Source organism: Sphingomonas gilva, from assembly GCF_003515075.1.
Taxonomy (GTDB): domain Bacteria; phylum Pseudomonadota; class Alphaproteobacteria; order Sphingomonadales; family Sphingomonadaceae; genus Sphingomonas; species Sphingomonas gilva.
This window is the reverse complement of sequence record NZ_QWLV01000001.1, coordinates 352,718-373,515: the sequence shown is the minus strand read 5'-3', so window position 1 is coordinate 373,515 and position 20,798 is coordinate 352,718. Positions and strand designations below refer to the sequence as shown.

Genomic DNA, 20,798 nt, shown 5'->3' with positions numbered 1-20,798 from the left:
CCTGCTGATCAATTGGGCGCGGCGGAAAAGCGCAGAACCATCCGGTTGGAATAGACCTGCCCCGGATCGAGCCGTGCGGTAGGGAAATCGGCGCGGTTGGGCGCGTCGGGGAATGTCTGCGGCTCCAAGCACAGCCCGTCGCCCTGGCGGTAGATGCGGCCGCCCTTGCCGGCGACGGCGCCGTCGAGGAAATTGCCCGAATAGAATTGCACGCCCGGCGCAGTCACCAGCAGGTCCATCACCCGCCCCGAACCGGGATGCTCGAGCCTCGCGGCCGGCCGCAGCGCGCCGTATTCGCCGTCGATCACGAAATTATGGTCGTAGCCGCGGCCGATCCTCAGCTGCGCGTCGCCGCCGTCGCGGATCCGCGCGCCGATGGGCGTCGATTCGCGGAAATCGAAGGGCGTGCCGGCAACCGATGCGCGCGCGACCGTCGGGATCAGCGTATCGTCGACGGGCGTATAGGCGGCGGCGTTGAGCGTCAGCCGATGGTCCATCACATCGCCCGAGCCCGCGCCCGCCAGGTTGAAGAAGCTGTGGTTGGTGATGTTGACGATCGTCGGCGCGTCCGTTGTCGCGCGATGTTCGATCGTCAGCTCATCGGCCTCGTTGAGCGTATAGGTCGCAGTCGCGGTCAGCGCGCCGGGATAGCCGCCCTCGCCGTCGGCGCTGGCATAGTCCATCACCACCCTGGCCTCGGACCCGCTCTCGACCGAGCGGATCGTCCAGATCCGCGTGTCGAAGCCCGCCGTACCGCCGTGCAGATGGTTGGGGCCATGATTGGTCTCAAGCTGATAGGCCCTGCCGTCGAGCGTGAAGCGGCCGCCCGCGATGCGATTGGCGTAGCGGCCGACGGTCACCCCGAAATATTGCGGCTGCGCCAGATATTCGGCGGCCGTGTCATAGCCCAGCACGATGTCGGCGAGCTCGCCCGCCCGGTCCCCAACATGCAGCGCCTGCAGCGTCGCCCCGAGCGTGATGATGGTGGCGCGCGTGCCCCGGCCGTTGCCGAGCGTCACCCGCTCGACCAGGCGGCCGTCCGCGAGCACGCCAAAAGGCGCGCGTTCGGCGATGACCACAGATGCCGGTGTGCCCAAATTGGAGATCATCCCCGATCGCGGTTCCCGTTCGGCGTGCAGGTTGGTCACTTCCATTATACTCAGACAAATGGCAATGATTGCGCTTCGCTGCAAGATAAATCTGATCGTTGAACAATCCAGATGCTGCTCCGGAATGGTCGAAAAACACGGTCCCGATGGACGCGCAGCCTCGATTCGAGGTCGTAACGAATTGTATGTAGCGATTTTTTTCGTCGCAGCTTTGGAACAACGCACCGCAGGGCGCATTTAACCGAACTCAACCCCCCTCGGGAGGGGAGGGGCCCAAAGGGGAGTTCTTGATGCTTGCTATCCATTCCGCACGCCCGGTTTCCGGGCGCCCTTCCGCTCGCCGTCATCTCCGTCTCGGCACCGCGCTCGCCGGGCCGCTCGCGCTCGCGCTGTTTGCGCTCCCGACAGCGGCATCGGCGCAGGACGAATGCGGCGCTCCTCCGGCCGGCGGCGGCACGGTGACGTGCGATGCCGACGGCAACCCCTATCCCAACGGCCTGTTCTACATCGCGCCCGACGACCTGACGATCGTGCTGGAAGACGGCGTCGAGATCGACACCTCGGGCAGCCTCAACGCGGGCATCCTGGCGATCAGCGGCACCGATGATGCGGCGCTGACCGTCGATGGCGGCGCCAACACGTCGATCATCACCGACGCGGACGGCGGCTATGGCGCGCTCGTCGCGACCACCAATGGCGATCTGTCGGTCACCCTCGATCAGATCGCCACCACCGGCGCCAACGCCAGCGGCATCCTGGCGAGCTCGTCCGAAGGCATGGTGACGGTCAACGCCAACGACATCTCGACCACCGGCGACGGCGCCGACGGAATCGACGCCGGCACCGATCTGGGCGACATTACCGTCGATGTCGGCACAATCACCACCGCCGGCGCCGGCGCGAACGGCATCCGGGCGAACAGCGACTTCGCCAATATCGACATCACGGCGGACAGCATCACCACCAGCGGCGCGGCGTCGGGCTTCATCAATCCGGGCGCGAACGGCATCCTCGCCACCACCGGCGGCACGGGGACGGTCACCGTCGATGCGGGCGACATCACCACGACCGGCGCGGGCGGCATCGGCATCCGCACCGAAAGCTTCAACGGCCTGAACAGCGTCACCGTGGACAGCGTCACGACCAGCGGCGCCGATGCGGACGGCGTCAGCGTGACCGCGACGGGCACCACCGGCGGCATGGTGATGGTCGATGCCGGAACGATCTCCACCGCGGGCGCGGGCGCGGACGGCATCGTCGCCACCGGCGCGACGGCGGTCGATCTCAGCTTCGATTCGATCACCACCACCGGCGACAACGCCGTCGGCGTGCTGATCCCGGCTGGCGGCTTCTTCGGCCCCCGCCCCACCCCGACCGCGACGATCAGCGGCGGTGACATCACCACGTCCGGCCTCAACGCCGACGGGATGCGCATCTTCACATCGACCGGCGCGGTGACGATCGACCAGACCGGCGACATCGCCACCTCTGGCGACAATGCCCGCGGCATCTTCGTTCGCGCGCCCGGCGGTGTGACGATCACCGGCGGCGGCAATGTCTCAACCGAGGGCGACAACGCCAACGCGGTAGACGTGTTCGCCTCGGCGGGCGATGTCGACATCACACTGGGCGACATCTCGACCGCCGGCTCGCTCTCGGGCGGCGTTCGCGTCGATCAGGCGACGGACACCAACATCGCGATCGATGTCGGCAACGTCACCACCACCGGCACCGATGGCCCGAGCTTCTCCTTCCTGCCGAGTTCCACGGGCATCTTCGCCCGCACCGGCGGCACCGGAACGATCGACGTCACCGCAGGCGACATCTCGACCGCGGGCGGCGCGGCGAGCGGCGTCGCCGCATCGACCTTCGGCAGCGGCGATGTCACCGTCTCCACCGGCGCGGTCACCACCCTGGGCAACAACGCGCCCGGCGTGAACGCCTCGAGCGGCACCGGCAACGTTTCGGTCACCACCGGCGGCGCGGTCTCGACCTCGGGCGACACCTCCGCCGGCATCAACGCGGCGAGTTCGGGCGGCAACGTCACCGTCGCGGCGGGCGATGCGGTCTCGACCGCCGGCTTCAATTCGGATGGCGTCGTGGCGACGTCGGCGAGCGGCGATGTCGACGTGACGTTCACCGATGTCAGCACCGCCGGCACCTTCGCCGAGGGCGTGACCGCCAGCTCCACCGATGGGACCGTCACGGTCAGCGGCGGCAACATCGACACCACCGGGGCTTCGTCGGCCGCTCTTCTCGCCACCTCCACCTCCGGCAATGTCGATGTCGCCACCACCGGCGCGGTCACCTCCAGCGGGCGCGGCGGCAGCGGCATCGTCGCCACCTCCGGCACGGGCGACGTGACGCTGAGCGCGGTCGATGTCTCGACCGTCGCGGCCAATGCCGATGACACCACCACCAGCCGCGCGGCGGTGCTCGTCTCGGGCGCCAACGCGACCGTCGATATCACCGGCGCGGTCGATATGGCTGGCGAGGCGGAGTTCGGCGGGGTCGCCGATGCGGTTTCGGTCACCGCGACCGACGGAACCGCGGACGTCTCGGTCAACGACATCAACACGTCGGGCGACAATTCGCGCGCGCTTGCCGTCACCGCCACCGAGGCGGCGATGGTCGAAGTGACCGGCGACGTCACCACCACCGGCGACAACGCGACCGGCATCGACGTAACCGCCACCGATGGGGTGACGATCACCGGCGGCGGCAACGTCTCGACCGAAGGCGACAACGCCAATGCGGTCGACGTGTTCGCCAGCGCGGGCGATGTCGACATCACGCTCGGCGACATCTCGGCCGCCGGCTCGCTCTCGGGCGGCGTGCGCGTCGATCAGGCGACGGACACCAACATCGCGATCGATGTCGGCAATGTGACGACAACCGGCGTCGATGGTCCGTCCTTCCCCTTCCTTCCCAGCTCGACCGGCATCTTCGCCCGCACCGGCGGCACCGGCACGATCGACGTCACCGCAGGCGACATCTCGACCGCAGGCGGCGCGGCGAGCGGCGTGTTCGCCCAGACCTTCGGCGAGGGCGACGTGACCGTCGCCACCGGCGCGGTCACCACCACCGGCGACAACGCCACCGCGATCGACGCTTCGAGCGGCTCGGGCAATGTCTCGGTAAGCGCCAGCGGCCCGATTTCGGTCTCGGGCGCTGGCTCGGACGGCATCTACGCGCAGGCGGCGCTCGGCTCGGTCTCGATCGATGCGGCGGATATCGCCGTGACCAACGGGTCGGGCGGCTTCGGCATCCTCGCGATCGCCGGAGAGGGCGGCGCGGACGTGAGCTTCGGCACCGTGACGAGCGCGGCGACGCTGGCGAGCGGGGTCGACGCGTCGTCCACCGGCGGCGATGTCACCGTATCGGGCGCCGGCGTCACCACCACCGGCGACGCGAGCGCGGCGCTGGTTGCGACTTCCGATGTCGGCGACGTCTCGGTCACCACCACGGGCAGCGTCAACGCGACCGGTCGCGGCGGCGGCGGCATCATCGCCACCTCGGACACCGGTGATGTGACGGTGACCGCGAACAACGTCTCGACCGTCGCGGCCGATGCGGGCGACACGACGACCAGCCGCGCCGCCATCCTGGCGTCCGGCGCGAACGCCACGGTCACATCGACCGGCACCATCGACATGGCGGGCATCGCCGAGTTCGGCGGTGTCGCCGACGCGGTTTCGGTCACCGCGACCGACGGCGACGCCAGCGCCACGGTGCGCAACGTCAACGCCTCGGGCGATGCCTCGCGCGCTGTCGCGGTCACCGCCACCGGCGACGCCTCGGCCACGATCAACGGCGCGGCGCGCGCCACCGGCGGCGATGCCGACGCGGTGTTCGTCGACGGCGGCGACAATGCGGCCGTCACCATCGGCAGCGGCGGATCGGTGATGGCCTCGGACGGCAACTCGATCACGCTCATGTCGGTCAACGGGAGCACGCTGACCAACGCCGGGACGATCGCCGACAATGCGGGCGGCTTCGCCGTCCTCGCGCTTGGCGGACCGATCACGGTCAACAACAGCGGCAGCCTGACCTCGGACATCCTGCTGACCGGCGGGGCCGACACGGTGAACAACAGCGGCAGCTTCGTCGTCGGGGTCAACCCGGACTTCGGCGCAGGGACGGACGTGTTCAACAACAGCGGCACGGTGCTGGTCGGCAGCGGCGCGAGCGCCGCGGTCTCCCCCACCTTCACCGGGCTGGAGACGTTCAACAACACCGGCGGCCTGATCGACATGCGCAACGGCCGGACCGGCGACACGCTGACGCTTCCAGGCGCCTTCGCCGGATCGGGCGACAGCCGCCTGGGTCTCGACGCCCAGTTCGGATCGACCAGCACCAACGATCGCCTCATCCTGGGCGGCGCGGCGTCGGGGAACACCGACATCCTGCTGACCCAGCTGTCGGGCAGCCAAGCGCAGTTCGATCCGGGCAATGTCATCCTGGTCCAGGCGGGCGCGGCGTCCAACGCGGATGCGTTCGATCTGCAGAACGGCTTCCTCGATCAGGGCTTCGTCCGGTACGAGGTGATCTACAATCCGGACGATTTCAGCTTCCGCCTGGCCGGCGGGCCCAGCGACGCGGCGTTCCGCACGCTCAACTATGTCGAGGGCGCGCGCAACCTGTGGCTCAAATCGGCGGACGTCGTCTCCGGCCAGCTTCGCGCGCGGCGCGATGCGCTCTGGGCCTATGGCGGCGGGGAGACCTCGCCCAGGCTGTGGATGCAGATCCACGGATCGGTCGAGACGCGCCAGGGCGGCCGGGACTTCGACACCTTCGGCCAGAGCCGCATCACCGATACCGGGTTCGAGCAGGATTATTTCGGTGGCCAGCTCGGCTTCGATATCGGCGGCGGATCGGGTGAGCAGGGCGGCTTCGCCTTCGGCGTCACCGGCGGCTATATCAACTCGTCGCTGAACTTCGCGGGCACGGCCGATCGGGTGACCTTCGATGCCGCCAACGCCGGCGTCTACGCCAGCTACAGCTCGGGGAACTTCTTCTTCAACGCCCTGGGCAAGTACGACTATTACTGGGCGGACGTCGACAGCCCGAGCGCGGGCTTCAGCCAGTCGTTCGAAGGAGACGCCTATGGCGGGCGTGCGGAGGCGGGAATCCGCTTTGGCAGCGACAGCTTCTTCGTAGAGCCCGCCGCGAGCATCTCCTATGTGAAGACCGATTTCGACGATTTCGGCGTGTTCGGCACCGACGTGTCCTTCGAGGAGGACGACGGGCTGCGCGGCCGCGCCGGCGCCCGCATCGGCGGTCAGCTCGACATGTTCGGCTCGAAGGCGGCCTTCTATCTCGGCGGCAACTATGTCCACGAGTTCCAGGGCGAGGACGGCGTGACCTTCAGGAGCGGCGGCCAGACGCTGACCTATGTCAACGGGCGTCCCGACGATTACGGCGAGGCGCTGCTGGGCCTGTCGGTCGGCCAGGCCAATGGTGTCTCCGGCTTCATCGAGGGCAGCTATATCCGGTCGTTCAACGACGACGACGCCGGACGCCTGCCGATCGAGGGCGCCGGCGGGCGCGCGGGGCTGCGCATCCGCTTCTGATCCGCGTATCGCGCGTCGCCAGCCTCCCCTGGCGGCATGCGATCCGGGTGCCCCCGCCAGCCGCCGGCTGGCGGGGGTTCTCGCATTTTGGACAATAAAAAACCCGCCGCGGCGAACGCCTTGGCGGGTTTTTGAATGGTGGGCGTGGCAAGGATTGAACTTGCGACCCCTGCGATGTCAACACAGTGCTCTACCACTGAGCTACACGCCCACACGAGGAAGCGGGTCGTTACCCGCAGAGCAGGACGGGCGCAAGCCCCTAGAGCGAAGCGCTCATCCGCCCGAACATGCGATCGACCTCCAGCACCAGATCGCGCAGGTGGAACGGCTTGGACAGCACCTTGGCGGCGGGCATCGCCTTCCCCGCCTTCAGCGTCACCGCCGCGAAGCCGGTGATGAACATCACCTGCATCTCCGGCGCCATCTGGGCGGCGCGCTGGGCGAGCTCGATCCCGTCCATCTCGGGCATGACGATGTCGGTCAGCAGCAGGTCGAATCGCTCGGCCTCGAGCAGCGGAATCGCCTCGGTGCCGCAGCCGACCGAGCTGACCTGATAGCCCGAGCGCTCGAGCGCGCGCGCGAGATATTCGCGCATCGCCGAATCGTCCTCGGCCAGCAGAATCCGGATCATCGCCACCCCTTGCTCAACACCCGCCCACTATGCGCCAACCCCTTAACATTTTCTAGGGCGCGCGCGTTTGCGGCGAACGCCCCGGCCCACTACCATCGCTCCCGATGCCGGCCGATCCGCCCCCTTCCTTCGACATATTCGGCGGACCCGATCCGGCGTCGCCGGTGATTCTCGCCGTGCCCCATGCCGGCCGCGACTATCCGCTGGCGATGCGGGCCAATCTGCGCGTTCCGGTCGATCGGCTGCTGCTGCTGGAGGATCGCCATGCCGATTCGCTGGCGCTCGCCGCGCGGGCATCCGAATGGACCGTCGTCGCGAGGCATGCGCGCGCCTGGATCGATCTCAACCGCGGCGAGAACGAACGCGACCCGCTGCTCGACCGGGGGGCGAAGCCCGGCCTCGCGCCGTCGTCCTCGGCCAAGGTCAGGAGCGGCCTCGGCCTGATCCCGCGCCGCACCGGCCCGACCGGTGACATCTGGGCGCGGCGGCTGGAGGCTGAGGATGTCGAGCAGCGCATCCGCCGCGATCACCGCCCCTTCCACGCCGCCATCGCCGGCGCGCTCGCCGCCGCGCATCGGCGCTTCGGCATCGCCATCCTGCTCGACATCCATTCGATGCCGCCGCTCGGGCGCGGAGCCGCGCAGGTCGTCGTCGGCGATAGATTCGGCCGCTCCGCCGCGGCGCGGCTGTCGGCGCGGGTCGAGGCGAGCGCGCGGGCGGCGGGCCTCACCGTCGCGGCCAACGCCCCTTATCCGGGCGGGCACACGCTCGATCGGCACGGCTGCCAGCAGTGCAATGTCCATGCCCTGCAACTCGAGATCGACCGATCGCTCTACCTCGACGCCGCGCTCGACCGGCCGGGGCCCGGCTTCGACGCCACCGTGCGGCTGCTCCGCGCGATCGTCGCCGACCTGACCGACGAGGCGCTGCCTCAGGCGATCGCCGCCGAATAAAAAACCACCCCGTATGCACGCACACGGGGTGGCCAAGGTTCAGGGAGGAGATACGCCCGAAGGCGCATCATACGACCCCGCGAAAGGGGGGACACGGAGCCGTACGACACCAATATAGGGGGCGTTGGCAGGCGCTACAAGAGGCAGCCAAACGCCTGTTTTCGCGAAGGGAATTCGCCCTGGCGCACTCCAGCAACGAATCGCCGCCGAAGGTCAGGGACTACGACCCCCAATCCCGTCGCCCCGGCCCCTTCGACAGGCTCAATTGATCGCGGGCATCACCGGCTGCGGCATCTTGCCCAGCTGCATCTGCCGCGCGAAGATCTCGCGCATCAGGCCCAGCGAGAACATGTGCGCATAGATCAGCGCGAGCATGCCCGACTGCGACCATTTGCGCAGCTGGTCGCCGCGCGTCTCGCGCAGCTTCTCCTCGGACACCATCTTGAAGCCGCGATAGACGAACGGCTTGTCCGAATCGTTGGGCTGGATCGCGACCTCGCCGTCGATCAGCAGGCCCGATTCGCTCAGCTCCTTCATGAACTGCCCGGTGCGCTGGCCGGCCTGCTCGAACTGCTCGGCGAACTTCAGGATCTCCTGCGTCGCGGCGCTGGGCTGGCCGTCCTCGAACAGCGCCTGCCCCTCCTCGAACTCGCCGATCGCGTCGGCGGTCGGGTCGAAGCACAGCGACAGCTCGTCGCTGTCGGGGCGGAGCTTGGCGAGCAGGAAGGGATAGCGGCGGATATAGGCGGGGACATAGACCGGATCGATCAGCTTGCCCTCGTCGTCGACGAACACGTTGACGCCCTCGTTCAGCCCCATCAGCGCCAGCGGCACCGAATCGGCGCCCGAGGAGAAGACGATCGGGAAATGGCGCTGCGCCATGGCGAACTCGTCCACCGTCAGCGGCACCGCGTGGTTGCTCGTCAGGAACGGCGCCTTGTCGACCATGCGCGCCTTGAACTTGGCGTGGGCCTGGCTCGAAAGCGGCTCGAGATTATTGTAGAAGATCGGAAGCGAATTGGACTGCGGCGCGCTCGCCATCGGGAAACTCTCCTGCCTGGAAATGGTCACGGGCGGCGCGTGACGCCCCGTGATCAAGTGCTGCGGCTTTTATGGGCCGATATCGCCGGGCGCAAGCGGCACGAGCTTGCCCGGATTCATCAGGCCGAGCGGATCGATCGCGCGCTTGATCGCGATCAGCGCCTTGAGCCGCGCCGGCGCCTCGACGCGGGCGAGCTCGGCGAGCTTCATCTGGCCGATGCCGTGCTCGGCGGAGATCGTGCCGCCTGCGGCGATCACCGCGTCATGGACGAAGCGCGTGATCTCCGCCGCCTGGCCCGCATGGAACGCCGCCGCATCGGCGCCGGGCGCGGCGCGGACGTGGAAATGGACGTTGCCGTCGCCGAGATGGCCGAAGGCGGTCGCATGCGTGCCCGGGAAACGCGCCTCCGCCGCGCGCGCCGCGTCGACCATGAAGGCCGGCATCGCCTCGACCGGCACCGCGATATCGTGCTGCACCGCCGGCCCCGCCGCCCGCTCGGCGGCCGAAAGCGAATCGCGCAGGTGCCAGAACGCCTCGGCCTCGGCCTCGCTCTTGGCGATCGCCGCATCGGCGATCAGCCCGGCCGCCAGCGCCTCCGACAACAGCCGTTCGACCATCGCCTGCGGCGGATCGCCGGCATCGGCCGAAACTGCCTCGATCAGCACATGCCAGGGATGCGTCCCGGCAAGCGGCGATCGGGCGCCCGGCACATGCGCCAGCACCAGCGCCAGCGAATCGCCGGGGATGATCTCGAAGCTCTCGATCGCCTCGCCGCCGCCGGCCTCCATCCGGCGCAGCAGGGCGAGCGCGTCGGCCGGGCCGGCGACGCCCGCCCAGGCGACCGTGCGCGCGCCGATCGCCGGAATCAGCCGCAGGCTCAGCGCGGTGATCAGCCCCAGCGTCCCCTCGGCGCCGACCAGCAGGTGGCGCAGGTCATAGCCGCGCGTGTCCTTCCTGAGCGGCGCGATCGTGTCGATCATCGATCCGTCGGGCAGCACCGCCTCCACCCCCAGCACCAGCGAGCGCATCGTGCCGAAGCGCAGCACCTGCGTGCCGCCGGCATTTGTCGAGGCGAGCCCGCCCAGCGTCGCGCTGCCCTTCGCGCCCAGCGTCAGCGGAAAGCGCAGGCCGCGTGCGGCCGCCGCCTCGTGGAAGGTCTGCAGCACCACCCCCGCCTCGGCCACCGCGTGATCGGCGGCGATGTGGCGGACGCTCGTCATCCGCCGCGTGCTGATGATCAGCGCGCTGCCGTCCTCGGGCGGAGTCGCGCCGCCGACCATCGAGGTGTTGCCCCCCTGCGGCACCAGCGCAACGCCCGCGGCATGCGCCGCCGCGACCATCGCCGCGGCTTCTCGCGCGGTCGCGGGCGCCAGGATCGCGTCTGCCGCGCCGTGATAGCGGCCGCGCCAGTCGCTCAGCCACGGCGCGATCAGCGCGCGATCGGTGATGACGGCGCGCGGGCCGAAGCGCGCGGAAAGGTCGGCGATCAGGGCGGCGCGGTCCATGCCCTGGGCGATAGCAGCCCGGCCGCGCCCGCGCCAATTCATCGGCCATTCAATCGGTCTTGCCCAGTATCGCCATCATGACCAAGATGCGGCCCGCATGACCCTGATCGCTTTGACCGTGGCGCTCGCCGGCGCCCCCGTGGCCAGCGCACCCCTGATCGTCGAGTTGTCGGAGCTCGAGGCGACGCAGGAGGGCGGCCGCGTCGTCGGCCAGGTGACCGTGCGCCAGCGCGTCATCGTCCGCGTGCCGGCGATGCCCGTCGCGCGCACCTCGCTCGCGCCGACACCGGCGCTGCCGCCGATCGTGTGGGTGGAGCGCGACGCGCCGCGCTGCGTGCCGGTCAAGATGCTCTCGGCCGCCTCGATCACCCGCGCCGATTCGGTCGATCTGGTGCTGAACGGCGGCAAGCGGCTGCGCGCGCAGCTCGGCGATCAATGCCCCGCGCTCGATTTCTACACCGGCTTCTACTTGAAGTCGCCCAGCGACGGGATGATCTGCGCCGAACGCGACGTGATCCGCAGCCGCGCGGGCGGCGAGTGCCGCATCGAGGGCTTCCGCCGCCTCGTCCCCAGGCGCTAGAACCCGTCTCGCCTTGACTTTTGCGGCATAATCCGCGAGCGCACACGCGCTTGCAGGCGGGGCGCGTGCGCCATCGCCTAACTCTTATTTCCCGGACTTTTTCATGAGCTTTGCCGATCTCGGCCTGTCAGACGAATTGCTGCGCGCGGTGAACGAGTCCGGCTATACCGAGCCGACCCCGATCCAGGCGAGCGCGATCCCCAGCGTGCTGATGATGCGCGATCTGATCGGCATCGCCCAGACCGGCACCGGCAAGACCGCGTCGTTCGTGCTGCCGATGATCGACATCCTCGCGCATGGCCGCAGCCGCGCGCGCATGCCGCGCAGCCTGATCCTGGAGCCGACGCGCGAGCTCGCCGCCCAGGTCGCCGAGAATTTCGAGAAATACGGCAAGTACCACAAGCTTTCGATGGCGCTGCTCATCGGCGGCGTGTCGATGACCGATCAGCAGAAGGCCTTGGAAAAGGGCGTCGACGTGCTGATCGCGACGCCGGGCCGGCTGATGGACCTGTTCGGCCGCGGCAAGATATTGCTCAACGGCTGCTCGCTGCTCGTCATCGACGAGGCGGATCGGATGCTCGACATGGGGTTCATCCCCGATATCGAGGAGATCTGCACCAAGCTGCCCAAGCAGCGCCAGACTCTCCTGTTCAGCGCGACGATGCCGCCGCCGATCAAGAAGCTGGCCGACAAGTTCTTGACCAACCCGAAGAATATCGAGGTCGCACGTCCCGCTTCGGCCAACACCAACATCAAGCAGATGCTGGTCAAGGTCGGCCCGCGCGACAAGCGCGAGGCGCTGCGCATGCTGCTGTCGCGCGACGAGGTGACCAACGCGATCATCTTCTGCAACCGCAAGACGACGGTGCGCGAGCTCGCCAAGCAGCTGAAGCGCGAGGGCTATCGCGCGGGCGAGATCCACGGCGACATGGACCAGCCCGCCCGCCTCGCCGAGCTCGACCTGTTCAAGACGGGCACGGTCAACATCCTCGTCGCCTCGGACGTCGCCGCGCGCGGGCTGGACATCAAGGGCGTCAGCCATGTGTTCAATTTCGACGCGCCCTGGCACCCGGACGATTACGTCCACCGCATCGGCCGCACCGGCCGCGCGGGCGCGACGGGCACCGCCTACACCCTCGCGACCGACGAGGACGCCGAGAACATCGCCAATATCGAGAAGCTGACCGGCCACAGGATCGAGCGCTTCACCTTCGATCCCAAGGCGAAGCCCGCGCCCCGCGCCGCCGACGAGGCGGACGACGACGCCCCCGCCGGACGCAAGCCCCGCGCCCGCCGCGAACGCGCGCCGCGCGAAGACGCCCCCCGCGCAGAGGCGCCCACGCGGACCGATCGCAAGCCCGCCGAACCCCGTCGCCGCGAACCGCCGCGCGACGACGACGGACCGGACGAGGGCTGGAACGGCCCAGTCCCCGGCTTCCTGGGCGTCTCGCTCGGCTGAGGCTGAGTCCCGCACCGGCATCTGCGCGCACGATCCTGGCGACGTCCGCCAGCGGCGACGCTGGAGCTTGTCCTGCTTTCCTGTTCCGTCACCCCTGCGCAGGAGTGTCGGGTTGTGCACGCCCCGCGTGCACAAGGATTGCCTGGGAGGCAATCCGACCCGACACTGGCCTCAGGCGGCATACGCCACGCCGGAAGTGCCACAAACCCGGAGGCCCCTGCCTTCAGCCGAAGGCTGAAATCCATCCCGAGCGCCTGCCTTGCAGGCAGTCGAAGGGCGGGGCGACGGAAAGCCGGAACTCAGCTCAAACAGCAATCATATAGTTGACAAAAGCAACCATTGGAGCATTACTCGCGCGCATGGAAAACGCCGTCGCCGCGCTGCGCCGTTTCAACCGCGCCTATACCAGCTTCGCCGGGCTGCTCGACGCGCGCTACAATGGCAGCGACATGTCCCTCGCGGAGGCGCGCGCGCTGTACGAGATCGCGCACGGCGCGCGGCTCGCCAGCGACATCCAGGCGGTGCTGCGGCTCGATCCGGGCTATCTCAGCCGCATCGTCCGCGGCTTCCAGACGCGCGGATGGATCACGCGCGGGCGCGGCGCCGACGCCCGGCAGCGGCCGATCGAGCTGACGCCCGCGGGTCGCGACGCGTTCTCAGCGCTCGACCGCACGACGCATGATCGCGCCGCCGGCCAGCTCGCCGGGCTGGCCGATGCGGACCGGCAGGCGCTCACCGCCGCGCTCGATTCGATGCGCGCGCTGCTCGGCGGCGGCGGCGTCGCGCCTTACGAGATCCGCACCTTCCGCGCGGGCGACATGGGCATGATCGCCGCCCGGCAGGCGATCCTCTACGAACCCTATGGCTGGGGCCGGCCGATGGAGGCGCTGCTGGGCGAGGTCACCGCCGCCTTCGTCCGCCACTTCAAACCGGGTCGCGATCAATGCTGGATCGCCGAGCGCGCCGGGGTGATGGCCGGATCGGTGATGCTGGTCGATGCCGGCGACGGCGTCGCCAAGCTGCGGCTGCTCTATGTCGAGCCTTGGGCGCGCGGCCTCGGCATCGGCGGGGCGCTGGTCGATCGCTGCGTCGCCTTCGCCCGCGACGCAGGGTACGCGCGGATCGCGCTATGGACCCACACCGTCCTCGCCAGCGCGCGGCGCATCTACGCCGCCGCCGGCTTCCACCTCACCGAAACCGCGATCCACCATGATTTCGGCCGCCCCGAACAGGGCGAGACATGGGAGCTCGATCTGGCGGACATTGCTCGCGAGGCCTGATCGCGCCGGCCGGGCTCGCCCACGCTCGCGCGGCGATCCTCACCCCGCTTAGAGCGCGATGACTTTGCCCCAGACCCGCTCGTGCTGAGTAGAGACCGAGTAGCGCGCAAGCGCGTATCGAGGGCTCGTATCGAAGCACCGTCCATTGCGCGGCCTCCGATACGATGAGCAGGTCGGATCGTCCCCCGGACCATCCTGAACATGCCGGGGACATGTTCACCTGCTCATCTCGATACGCTGCTGCGCAGCTATTCGACGACTACTCAGGAAAAACGGATCACCTGAAGTCATCGCGCTCTAGGATGGACAGGGGTGATCCCTCCACACCCCCCGCAAATAATGCTGGAAATGTAGGATTTCGCCTGCTTTACGCTGGTCCATGCCGTTTCACGCGCCCTCTTCCTTCTCCGCCAAAACGCGTTTTCGCAAATGCGGGGGAGGGGAAGTCAGCGAGGACGTGTCCTCACTTTCCTCACCTTTGGAAGATCGGGTACGGCCAACCGGCGGCGAATCAGGCGTCCGCTTCGGCCGGTGCGCCCGCGCCCTGCATCTCCGCCATCGCCGCGTCGTCCAGTTCGCTCGCGCGCTTCGCCGCGGGGCGGTCGGTGACTCGCTCGACGAACGCCATGAAGGCGTCGCGCCTGGGGATGGTGCCGAACTGCGTGCCCCAGCTCAGATGCGCGCCGACATAGAGGTCGCAAGCGGTGAAGCGATCGCCCGCCAGCCAGCCTTCGCCCGCGTCCTTCACCGCCTGTTCGAGCGTGTCGATCGTGCGGTCGAAATTGCCGAAGCCGAGCATCCCCTGCTTCTGCGGATCGCTCGCCTCCCAGCCCATCGCCTTGCTGGTCACCGCCTGCTCCAGCGGCCCGGCGGCGAAGAACAGCCAGCGGTAATAGGCGTGGCGGTCGGCCGGATCGGGCGCGAGCCCGGCTTCGGGAAAGACATCGGCCAGATAGGCGCAGATCGCCGGACATTCGGTGATCACCCGGCCGCCATGCACCAGCGTCGGCACCTTGCCCATCGGGTTGACCGCCAGGAACGCGTCAGACTTGTTCGCCCAGTCGACCAGCTCGGTCTCATAGGGCTGCTCGACCTCCTCGAGCATCCAGCGGGCGATGCGCCCGCGCGACATCGGGTTGGTATAGAGCGTCAATGCCTCGGCCATCGTCATCCTCCTGTCGATTCGGTGCGGAACATACCGCGAACGATACCGGCCGTCACGCCAGATGTCGCTCGAAGAAGGCGAGCGTCCGGCCCCACGCAAGTTCGGCCGCGGCCATGTCGTACCGCTCGGCCGAGGTGTCGTTGTTGAAGGCGTGCTCGACGCCCGCATATTCGTGCAGCGTCACGTCCTTGCCCGCCGCCTTCGCCGCCGCCGCATAGGGCTGGGCGGTGGTGTTCACCCGCGCGTCGTTGCCGGCGAGGTGGATCATCAGCGGCGCCTGCAGCCGCGCCGCCGCCTCGGGCGCGGGGGCCGGGCCGTAATAGCTCACCGCCGCGTCCACCCCGGCGCCCGCCGCCAGCGCGACCTGGTGGACCATCGCCCCGCCCCAGCAGAAGCCGACCATTCCCGCCTTGCCGTTGCCGTTGGCGAGCCCCTTGAGCCGCCCCAGCGTGGCGAACCCGGCGCCGATCACCTTGTCGTAATCGACCTTGCCGATCATCTCGCGCGCCTGGTCCTCGTCGGCCGGGGTGCCGCCGTAGTCGGACAGGAAATCGGGCGCGACGGCGAAATAGCCGGCCAGCGCGACGCGGCGCGCGACGTCCTCGGTATGCGCGTTGAGCCCGCGATTCTCGTGGATCACCATCACCGCGCCGACCTTGCGGCCGGGCTTGCGGGGCGCGGCGAAATAGCCGGTCATCATCCGCCCGCCGCCCACGGCATAGCCGCCCTTGCGCGTCACCAGCCGCGGATCGGCGGGATCGACCGCCGCTGCGGCCGCGGGCGATGCGGCGATCGCTTCGACCAGCGCCGCCGCCGCCGCTGCGGACCCCGCGAGCAAAGTCATCTCGCGCATGAAGGCGCGGCGGTCGTGATGCTCATGGGTGAACCGGTCGTAGAGCGCGATGGCGCGCGCGCGGATGCTGTCGTCGGTCATCGGGCGACTCCGGAAATGCGGATGCGGGAACCTAACGCTCCCCAAGCGTCCGCGCCACCGTCAGCGCAGCGCCACGCCCTTGGCGGTCCAGGTCACCAGAAGGTTCAATGCGAACAATCCCATATCGACCGCCGCCTCGACCTTGCGCGGCGCGGGATCGCCGATGTCATGGGTGATGACGCGCACGTCGGCCGACGGATGGCGCACGAGCATGACGGCCAGCATCAGCACGCCCAACGCAAAGATGATCCGCCGCCGCATTGCCCGCTCCCTGCCAGATGCAACGTCACCAACCGGTCGGGATGCTGGCCCGCCGCCGATGAGCGCGCGATGAACGGCTCAGTCGACGATCCAGCTGTGGTTCTCGACGATCGTCGCCGGCACGGGCCGGCCGCGGTCGTCGAGCGAGGGCCGGAAACGGAAACGCCGCTCGATCAGGCGGCAGGTGGTCTCGTCCAGCACCGCGCTGCCGCTCGATTCGGTGACCTCGCAGTCGCGCGCCCTGCCGTCGATCCCGACGGTGTAGCGGACGGAGACCGTCCCCTGGATGCCCGCCTCGCCCAGCCCGCGCGGATAATCCGAATCGCTCATGCTGCCGCGCACCCAGCGCGGCGCGGTATATTCGCCCCCGCCGCCTCCGCCGTCGCCGTAACGGCCGCTGCCGGTGCCGTCGCCGATGCCGCCGCTTCCCGTCCCGGGTCCGCGGATATCGGCCGCGCCGGTGGTCGCGTCGCTGCCCGTGCTCGCCTTGGCTGCGGCGATCACCGGCGGCGGCTTGACCAGCGGGATGACCGGCGGCGGGGCGACGATCTGGGTCGCCTTGGACGTCAGGTTGGGCGGCGACGCGGCGCCCTCGGGCTTCTCGCTCCTGACCGCATGCGGCACGACAGGATCGGGCGGCGGAGGCGGCGGCGGATCGGGCGCGACGGTGAACAGCTTCAGCCCGTCGGCGACCGCCGTCCGCATGTTCACCGCCAGCCCGGTGATCAGCGCATAGCCGAGCAGCCCCGGCAGCGCGACCGCGCCCAGCGCCGCCTTGATCCGATCACTGCTGTTCGACAGGGCAACCGCCATCGTTCGCATCCCGAAATCAGGCCCGTTCTCCCCGCATCAACGCACGAAGCGCCTGAATGTGGGCTGATCCCGGATTTCAGCGAATGCTCACGGCTTGCTCATGCCGCTCACCGGCGCTTCGGGCAGAAGGCGCGCTCCACGAACGAAAGGGCATGGTAATGACTACCGAAATCAAGGGACGGCGCGGGATTCCCTGGCGGATCATCGGCTGGGGCGGCGTCGCCTTCATCCTCCTGCTTCCATTGATCGCCAACGCGCCGTGGACGGTTTCCGATTACCTCTTCATGGGCCTCATGCTCGGCTGCGCCGGCCTCGTCCTCGAACTGGCGGTGAGGGCGTCGGGCAATATCGCCTATCGGGCCGGCGTCGGCGTCGCGGTCGCCGCTTCCTTCCTTCTCGTCTGGGTCAACGGCGCGGTCGGCTTCCTCGGCAATGAGGACAATCCCGCCAATCTGATATTCTTCGGCGTGATCGCCGTCGCGGTCGTCGGCTCGGCCTTCGCCGGCTTCAGGTCCGCCGGCATGGCCTTCACCATGTTCACGGCCGCGGCCTGCCAGATCCTCATCGGCCTCGTCGCGCTGCCCGCGGGATGGGCCTCGCCGGGAGGAAACGGGCTCTACGAAGTCGTCATGGGAACGACCGTCTTCGCCAGCCTGTGGCTCATCTCCGCCGCCCTATTCCGCAAGGCGGCGGGCCAGCAGGTTGCAGCCGTCCGACCGTCATGAAGGCCGCAAAAAAGGCCCCGGATCGCTCCGGGGCCTCTCGCGTCGAGCTGACCGGTTACTTCGCGTCGGCGGGCTCGGCCTTCTTGCCGCCGCCCTTCTTCGCGCGCTTGGGCGCGGCCGGGATGATCTCGAAGCCGAGCGCGCCGTCCTTCATATGGACCCGCACCTCGCCGCCATGGACGAGCTTGCCGAACAGCAGCTCCTCGGCCAGCGGCTGCTTGATCTTCTCCTGGATCAGCCGGCCCATCGGGCGCGCGCCGTAGAGCTTGTCATAGCCCTTCTCGGTCAGCCACGCCTTGGACGCGTCGTCGAGCGCGATGTGGACGTTGCGGTCGGCCAGCTGCAGCTCGAGCTGGAGGATGAACTTGTCCACCACCCGCGCCACCACCTCGGGCGGCAGATAGGCGAAGGGCACGATCGCATCCAGGCGGTTGCGGAACTCGGGCGTGAACATCTTCTTCACCGCCTCCTCGTCCTCGCCCTCGCGGCTGGAGACGCCGAAGCCCAGCGCCTCGCGCGCCATGTCGGACGCGCCGGCATTGGTCGTCATGATCAGGATGGTGTTCCTGAAATCGACGGTCTTGCCGTGGTGGTCGGTCAGCTTGCCGTTGTCCATCACCTGAAGAAGGATGTTGAACAGGTCGGGATGCGCCTTCTCGATCTCGTCCAGGAGCAGCACCGAATGCGGCTGCTGGTCGACCGCGTCGGTCAAGAGCCCGCCCTGATCGTAACCGACATAGCCCGGAGGCGCGCCGATCAGCCGGCTGACCGAATGCCGTTCCATATATTCGGACATGTCGAAGCGCTGCAGCGGGATGCCCATGATGCTGGCGAGCTGTCGCGCGACCTCGGTCTTGCCGACGCCGGTCGGTCCGGTGAACAGATAGTTGCCGATCGGCTTGTCCGGATCGCGCAGGCCCGCGCGGCTGAGCTTGATCGCGGAGGACAGCTTCTCGATCGCCGCGTTCTGGCCGAACACCACGCGCTTCAGATCGGTGTCGAGGCTCGCCAGCGCCGCGGTGTCGTCCTTCGACACCGATTTCGGCGGAATCCGCGCCATCGTCGCAATCACCGCCTCGATCTCCTTGGCCGTGATCGTCTTGCGGCGCTTGCTCTCGGGCACCAGCATCTGCATCGCGCCGACTTCGTCGATCACGTCGATCGCCTTGTCGGGCAGCTTCCTGTCGTTGATGTAGCGCGCCGACAGCTCGACCGCGGTCTTGATCGCGTCGGGCGTGTACCGGACCTTGTGATGCTCTTCGAAGGCGCTGCGCAGCCCGGCGAGGATCTTGACCGTGTCCTCGACCGACGGCTCATTGACGTCGATCTTCTGGAACCGGCGCAGCAGCGCCCGGTCCTTCTCGAAATGGTTGCGGAATTCCTTGTAGGTCGTCGAACCGATGCAGCGGATCGACCCGCTCGACAGCGCCGGCTTGAGCAGGTTGGACGCATCCATCGCCCCGCCGCTGGTCGCGCCCGCGCCGATCACCGTGTGGATCTCGTCGATGAACAGCACCGCGTCGGGCAGCTTTTCGAGTTCGGTCACGACCTGCTTCAGCCGCTCCTCGAAATCGCCGCGATAGCGCGTGCCGGCAAGCAGCGCGCCCATGTCGAGCGAATAGATCACCGCGGGCTTCAGCACGTCGGGCACGTCGCCCTCGACGATCTTGCGCGCGAGGCCTTCCGCGATCGCGGTCTTTCCCACGCCGGGATCGCCGACATAGAGCGGGTTGTTCTTCGACCGCCGGCAGAGGATCTGGATCGTCCGGTCGACCTCCGCCATCCGGCCGATCAGCGGATCGACCTTGCCCTTCTTGGCCTTCTCGTTGAGGTCGACGGTGAACTGCTTGAGCGCGCTCTCGTTCTTGCTCTTGGTCTCGGCGCTCTTCTCCTGCTTGGCGTCGTCAGCGCCCTTCACCTCGCGCGATTCGACTGGCGCGCCGCCCTTGCCGACGCCGTGGCTGATGAAGCTCACCGCATCCAGCCGGCTCATATCCTGCTGCTGCAGGAAATAGACGGCGTAGCTCTCGCGCTCGCTGAACAAGGCGACCAGCACGTTGGCGCCGGTCACCTCGTCGCGGCCCGACGACTGGACGTGCAGGATCGCGCGCTGGACCACGCGCTGGAAGCCGCTGGTCGGCGAAGGATCGCTCTGCCCCTCCACCTTCAGCGCATCGAGCTCGTCGTCGAGATAGGTCGTCACCGCCTGGCGCAGCGCCGGCAGCTCGACGCCGCAGGCGGTCATCACCTGGCTGGCGTGCTCGTCGTCGATCAGCGCGAGCAGCAGGTGCTCCAGCGTCGCATATTCGTGGCGGCGGCTGGACGCGGCCTCGAGCGCCTTGTGCAGCGTCGTCTCGAGCGCGGAAGCGAAGGAAGGCATTATCTGGTCACTCCTGGGCACGCCGTGGATGCGTCTGCCCGTTTCTCCCTATGTCGGGATTGGCGGGCCCCGCATCAAGAACGGCCGCACCGCACCGGAAGCCTGTCGCGTCACGCCGCTCCGGTGCGTCCGCTCTCATCGCTTGAATAGCGCGTCGGCGCTTGCCCGATGGTTAACGGCGCGTTCGGCATGCCGCTTGACGCGCGCGACCTCCGCCTCCAGCGCGGCGATGCGCGCGTCGAGCTCCTCGACCGACAGCGGGTCGAGGTCCTGCTTTTTGAGCAGCGCCAGCGGATCGTCCGGCTTGCGTGGCGAAAACTCGTCCAGGTCCATATGCGCAGCGTTGACCGTGACGGCGCGCATGTCAATAAAGCCCCGTTGCCGCGCG

Annotated in this window: 16 protein-coding genes and 1 tRNA gene; 6 read left to right on the top strand and 11 right to left on the bottom strand. The window is 68.5% G+C overall.

Annotation, left to right across the window (positions count from 1 at the left end):
• Positions 1-8 precede the first annotated feature (8 nt).
• A complete protein-coding gene (locus tag D1610_RS01840; protein ID WP_245941920.1) occupies positions 9-1,154 on the bottom strand; it encodes an aldose epimerase family protein in 1,146 nt (381 codons plus the stop codon).
• 245 nt (positions 1,155-1,399) lie between these two features.
• On the opposite strand from D1610_RS01840, the gene D1610_RS01835 reads away from it, so the two are divergent.
• Positions 1,400-6,682, top strand: a complete 5,283-nt coding sequence (locus D1610_RS01835; protein ID WP_118862414.1) for a beta strand repeat-containing protein — start codon at positions 1,400-1,402, stop codon at positions 6,680-6,682.
• Positions 6,683-6,818: 136 nt separating this feature from the next.
• Here D1610_RS01835 and D1610_RS01830 read toward each other — a convergent pair.
• Positions 6,819-6,893, bottom strand: a tRNA-Val gene (locus D1610_RS01830).
• Positions 6,894-6,941: 48 nt separating this feature from the next.
• Positions 6,942-7,313 (bottom strand): cell cycle two-component system response regulator CpdR, encoded by a 372-nt coding sequence (gene cpdR, locus D1610_RS01825; RefSeq protein WP_118862413.1) that lies wholly within the window; start codon positions 7,311-7,313, stop codon positions 6,942-6,944.
• Between the two features lie 104 nt (positions 7,314-7,417).
• Between cpdR and D1610_RS01820 the strand changes: the two genes are divergently transcribed.
• Positions 7,418-8,266, top strand: coding sequence for an N-formylglutamate amidohydrolase (locus D1610_RS01820; RefSeq protein ID WP_118862412.1), 849 nt, complete (start codon positions 7,418-7,420; stop codon positions 8,264-8,266).
• Positions 8,267-8,527: 261 nt separating this feature from the next.
• Here D1610_RS01820 and D1610_RS01815 read toward each other — a convergent pair whose 3' ends face one another.
• Positions 8,528-9,307, bottom strand: a complete 780-nt coding sequence (locus tag D1610_RS01815) for a SapC family protein (RefSeq protein ID WP_118862411.1) — start codon at positions 9,305-9,307, stop codon at positions 8,528-8,530.
• 69 nt (positions 9,308-9,376) lie between these two features.
• Positions 9,377-10,813: an FAD-binding oxidoreductase gene (locus tag D1610_RS01810; RefSeq protein WP_118862410.1), complete on the bottom strand. Its 1,437-nt coding sequence runs from the start codon at positions 10,811-10,813 to the stop codon at positions 9,377-9,379.
• A 97-nt stretch (positions 10,814-10,910) separates the two neighbouring features.
• Between D1610_RS01810 and D1610_RS01805 the strand changes: the two genes are divergently transcribed.
• The 3 genes from D1610_RS01805 to D1610_RS01790 all read left to right on the top strand — a co-directional run bounded on the left by D1610_RS01805 (position 10,911) and on the right by D1610_RS01790 (position 14,132).
• Positions 10,911-11,393: a hypothetical protein gene (locus tag D1610_RS01805; RefSeq protein ID WP_147414247.1), complete on the top strand. Its 483-nt coding sequence runs from the start codon at positions 10,911-10,913 to the stop codon at positions 11,391-11,393.
• A gap of 103 nt (positions 11,394-11,496) precedes the next feature.
• Complete coding sequence (locus tag D1610_RS01800) at positions 11,497-12,852, top strand: DEAD/DEAH box helicase (protein WP_118862408.1); 1,356 nt, start codon at positions 11,497-11,499, stop codon at positions 12,850-12,852.
• Between the two features lie 359 nt (positions 12,853-13,211).
• Positions 13,212-14,132 carry a bifunctional helix-turn-helix transcriptional regulator/GNAT family N-acetyltransferase gene (locus tag D1610_RS01790; protein ID WP_118862406.1) on the top strand — a complete coding sequence of 307 codons (921 nt, stop codon included), beginning with the start codon at positions 13,212-13,214 and terminating at the stop codon, positions 14,130-14,132.
• A 511-nt stretch (positions 14,133-14,643) separates the two neighbouring features.
• Here D1610_RS01790 and D1610_RS01785 read toward each other — a convergent pair.
• The 4 genes from D1610_RS01785 to D1610_RS01770 form a co-directional block, all read right to left on the bottom strand.
• Positions 14,644-15,297, bottom strand: coding sequence for a glutathione S-transferase family protein (locus tag D1610_RS01785; protein WP_118862933.1), 654 nt, complete (start codon positions 15,295-15,297; stop codon positions 14,644-14,646).
• Between the two features lie 52 nt (positions 15,298-15,349).
• Positions 15,350-16,231: a dienelactone hydrolase family protein gene (locus tag D1610_RS01780; RefSeq protein WP_118862405.1), complete on the bottom strand. Its 882-nt coding sequence runs from the start codon at positions 16,229-16,231 to the stop codon at positions 15,350-15,352.
• A gap of 60 nt (positions 16,232-16,291) precedes the next feature.
• Positions 16,292-16,492, bottom strand: a complete 201-nt coding sequence (locus tag D1610_RS01775; protein WP_118862404.1) for a hypothetical protein — start codon at positions 16,490-16,492, stop codon at positions 16,292-16,294.
• 78 nt (positions 16,493-16,570) lie between these two features.
• Positions 16,571-17,305 (bottom strand): energy transducer TonB, encoded by a 735-nt coding sequence (locus tag D1610_RS01770; RefSeq protein WP_118862403.1) that lies wholly within the window; start codon positions 17,303-17,305, stop codon positions 16,571-16,573.
• Between the two features lie 158 nt (positions 17,306-17,463).
• Between D1610_RS01770 and D1610_RS01765 the strand changes: the two genes are divergently transcribed.
• A complete protein-coding gene (locus D1610_RS01765; RefSeq protein WP_118862402.1) occupies positions 17,464-18,030 on the top strand; it encodes a hypothetical protein in 567 nt (188 codons plus the stop codon).
• A 55-nt stretch (positions 18,031-18,085) separates the two neighbouring features.
• Here the strand turns inward: D1610_RS01765 and clpA are convergent, their stop codons facing one another.
• On the bottom strand, positions 18,086-20,410 hold the full coding sequence (gene clpA, locus D1610_RS01760; RefSeq protein ID WP_118862401.1) for an ATP-dependent Clp protease ATP-binding subunit ClpA: 2,325 nt from the start codon (positions 20,408-20,410) through the stop codon (positions 18,086-18,088).
• A gap of 135 nt (positions 20,411-20,545) precedes the next feature.
• The gene (locus tag D1610_RS01755) at positions 20,546-20,743 is read right to left on the bottom strand and encodes a DUF1192 domain-containing protein (protein ID WP_118862932.1); all 198 of its coding nucleotides are present in this window, start codon (positions 20,741-20,743) and stop codon (positions 20,546-20,548) included.
• Between the last annotated feature and the right edge of the window lie 55 nt (positions 20,744-20,798).

Excerpts from the sequence above, each read along its gene's own strand:
- D1610_RS01805 (WP_147414247.1), top strand. The coding sequence starts at position 10,911 with ATGACCCTGATCGCTTTGACCGTGGCGCTCGCCGGCGCCCCCGTGGCC.
- D1610_RS01770 (WP_118862403.1), bottom strand. The coding sequence starts at position 17,305 with ATGGCGGTTGCCCTGTCGAACAGCAGTGATCGGATCAAGGCGGCGCTG.
- D1610_RS01755 (WP_118862932.1), bottom strand. The coding sequence starts at position 20,743 with ATGGACCTGGACGAGTTTTCGCCACGCAAGCCGGACGATCCGCTGGCG.
- D1610_RS01815 (WP_118862411.1), bottom strand. The coding sequence starts at position 9,307 with ATGGCGAGCGCGCCGCAGTCCAATTCGCTTCCGATCTTCTACAATAAT.
- D1610_RS01800 (WP_118862408.1), top strand. The coding sequence starts at position 11,497 with ATGAGCTTTGCCGATCTCGGCCTGTCAGACGAATTGCTGCGCGCGGTG.
- D1610_RS01775 (WP_118862404.1), bottom strand. The coding sequence starts at position 16,492 with ATGCGGCGGCGGATCATCTTTGCGTTGGGCGTGCTGATGCTGGCCGTC.
- D1610_RS01840 (WP_245941920.1), bottom strand. The coding sequence starts at position 1,154 with ATGGAAGTGACCAACCTGCACGCCGAACGGGAACCGCGATCGGGGATG.
- D1610_RS01835 (WP_118862414.1), top strand. The coding sequence starts at position 1,400 with ATGCTTGCTATCCATTCCGCACGCCCGGTTTCCGGGCGCCCTTCCGCT.
- D1610_RS01820 (WP_118862412.1), top strand. The coding sequence starts at position 7,418 with ATGCCGGCCGATCCGCCCCCTTCCTTCGACATATTCGGCGGACCCGAT.
- D1610_RS01765 (WP_118862402.1), top strand. The coding sequence starts at position 17,464 with ATGACTACCGAAATCAAGGGACGGCGCGGGATTCCCTGGCGGATCATC.
- D1610_RS01785 (WP_118862933.1), bottom strand. The coding sequence starts at position 15,297 with ATGGCCGAGGCATTGACGCTCTATACCAACCCGATGTCGCGCGGGCGC.
- cpdR (WP_118862413.1), bottom strand. The coding sequence starts at position 7,313 with ATGATCCGGATTCTGCTGGCCGAGGACGATTCGGCGATGCGCGAATAT.
- clpA (WP_118862401.1), bottom strand. The coding sequence starts at position 20,410 with ATGCCTTCCTTCGCTTCCGCGCTCGAGACGACGCTGCACAAGGCGCTC.
- D1610_RS01790 (WP_118862406.1), top strand. The coding sequence starts at position 13,212 with ATGGAAAACGCCGTCGCCGCGCTGCGCCGTTTCAACCGCGCCTATACC.
- D1610_RS01810 (WP_118862410.1), bottom strand. The coding sequence starts at position 10,813 with ATGGACCGCGCCGCCCTGATCGCCGACCTTTCCGCGCGCTTCGGCCCG.
- D1610_RS01780 (WP_118862405.1), bottom strand. The coding sequence starts at position 16,231 with ATGACCGACGACAGCATCCGCGCGCGCGCCATCGCGCTCTACGACCGG.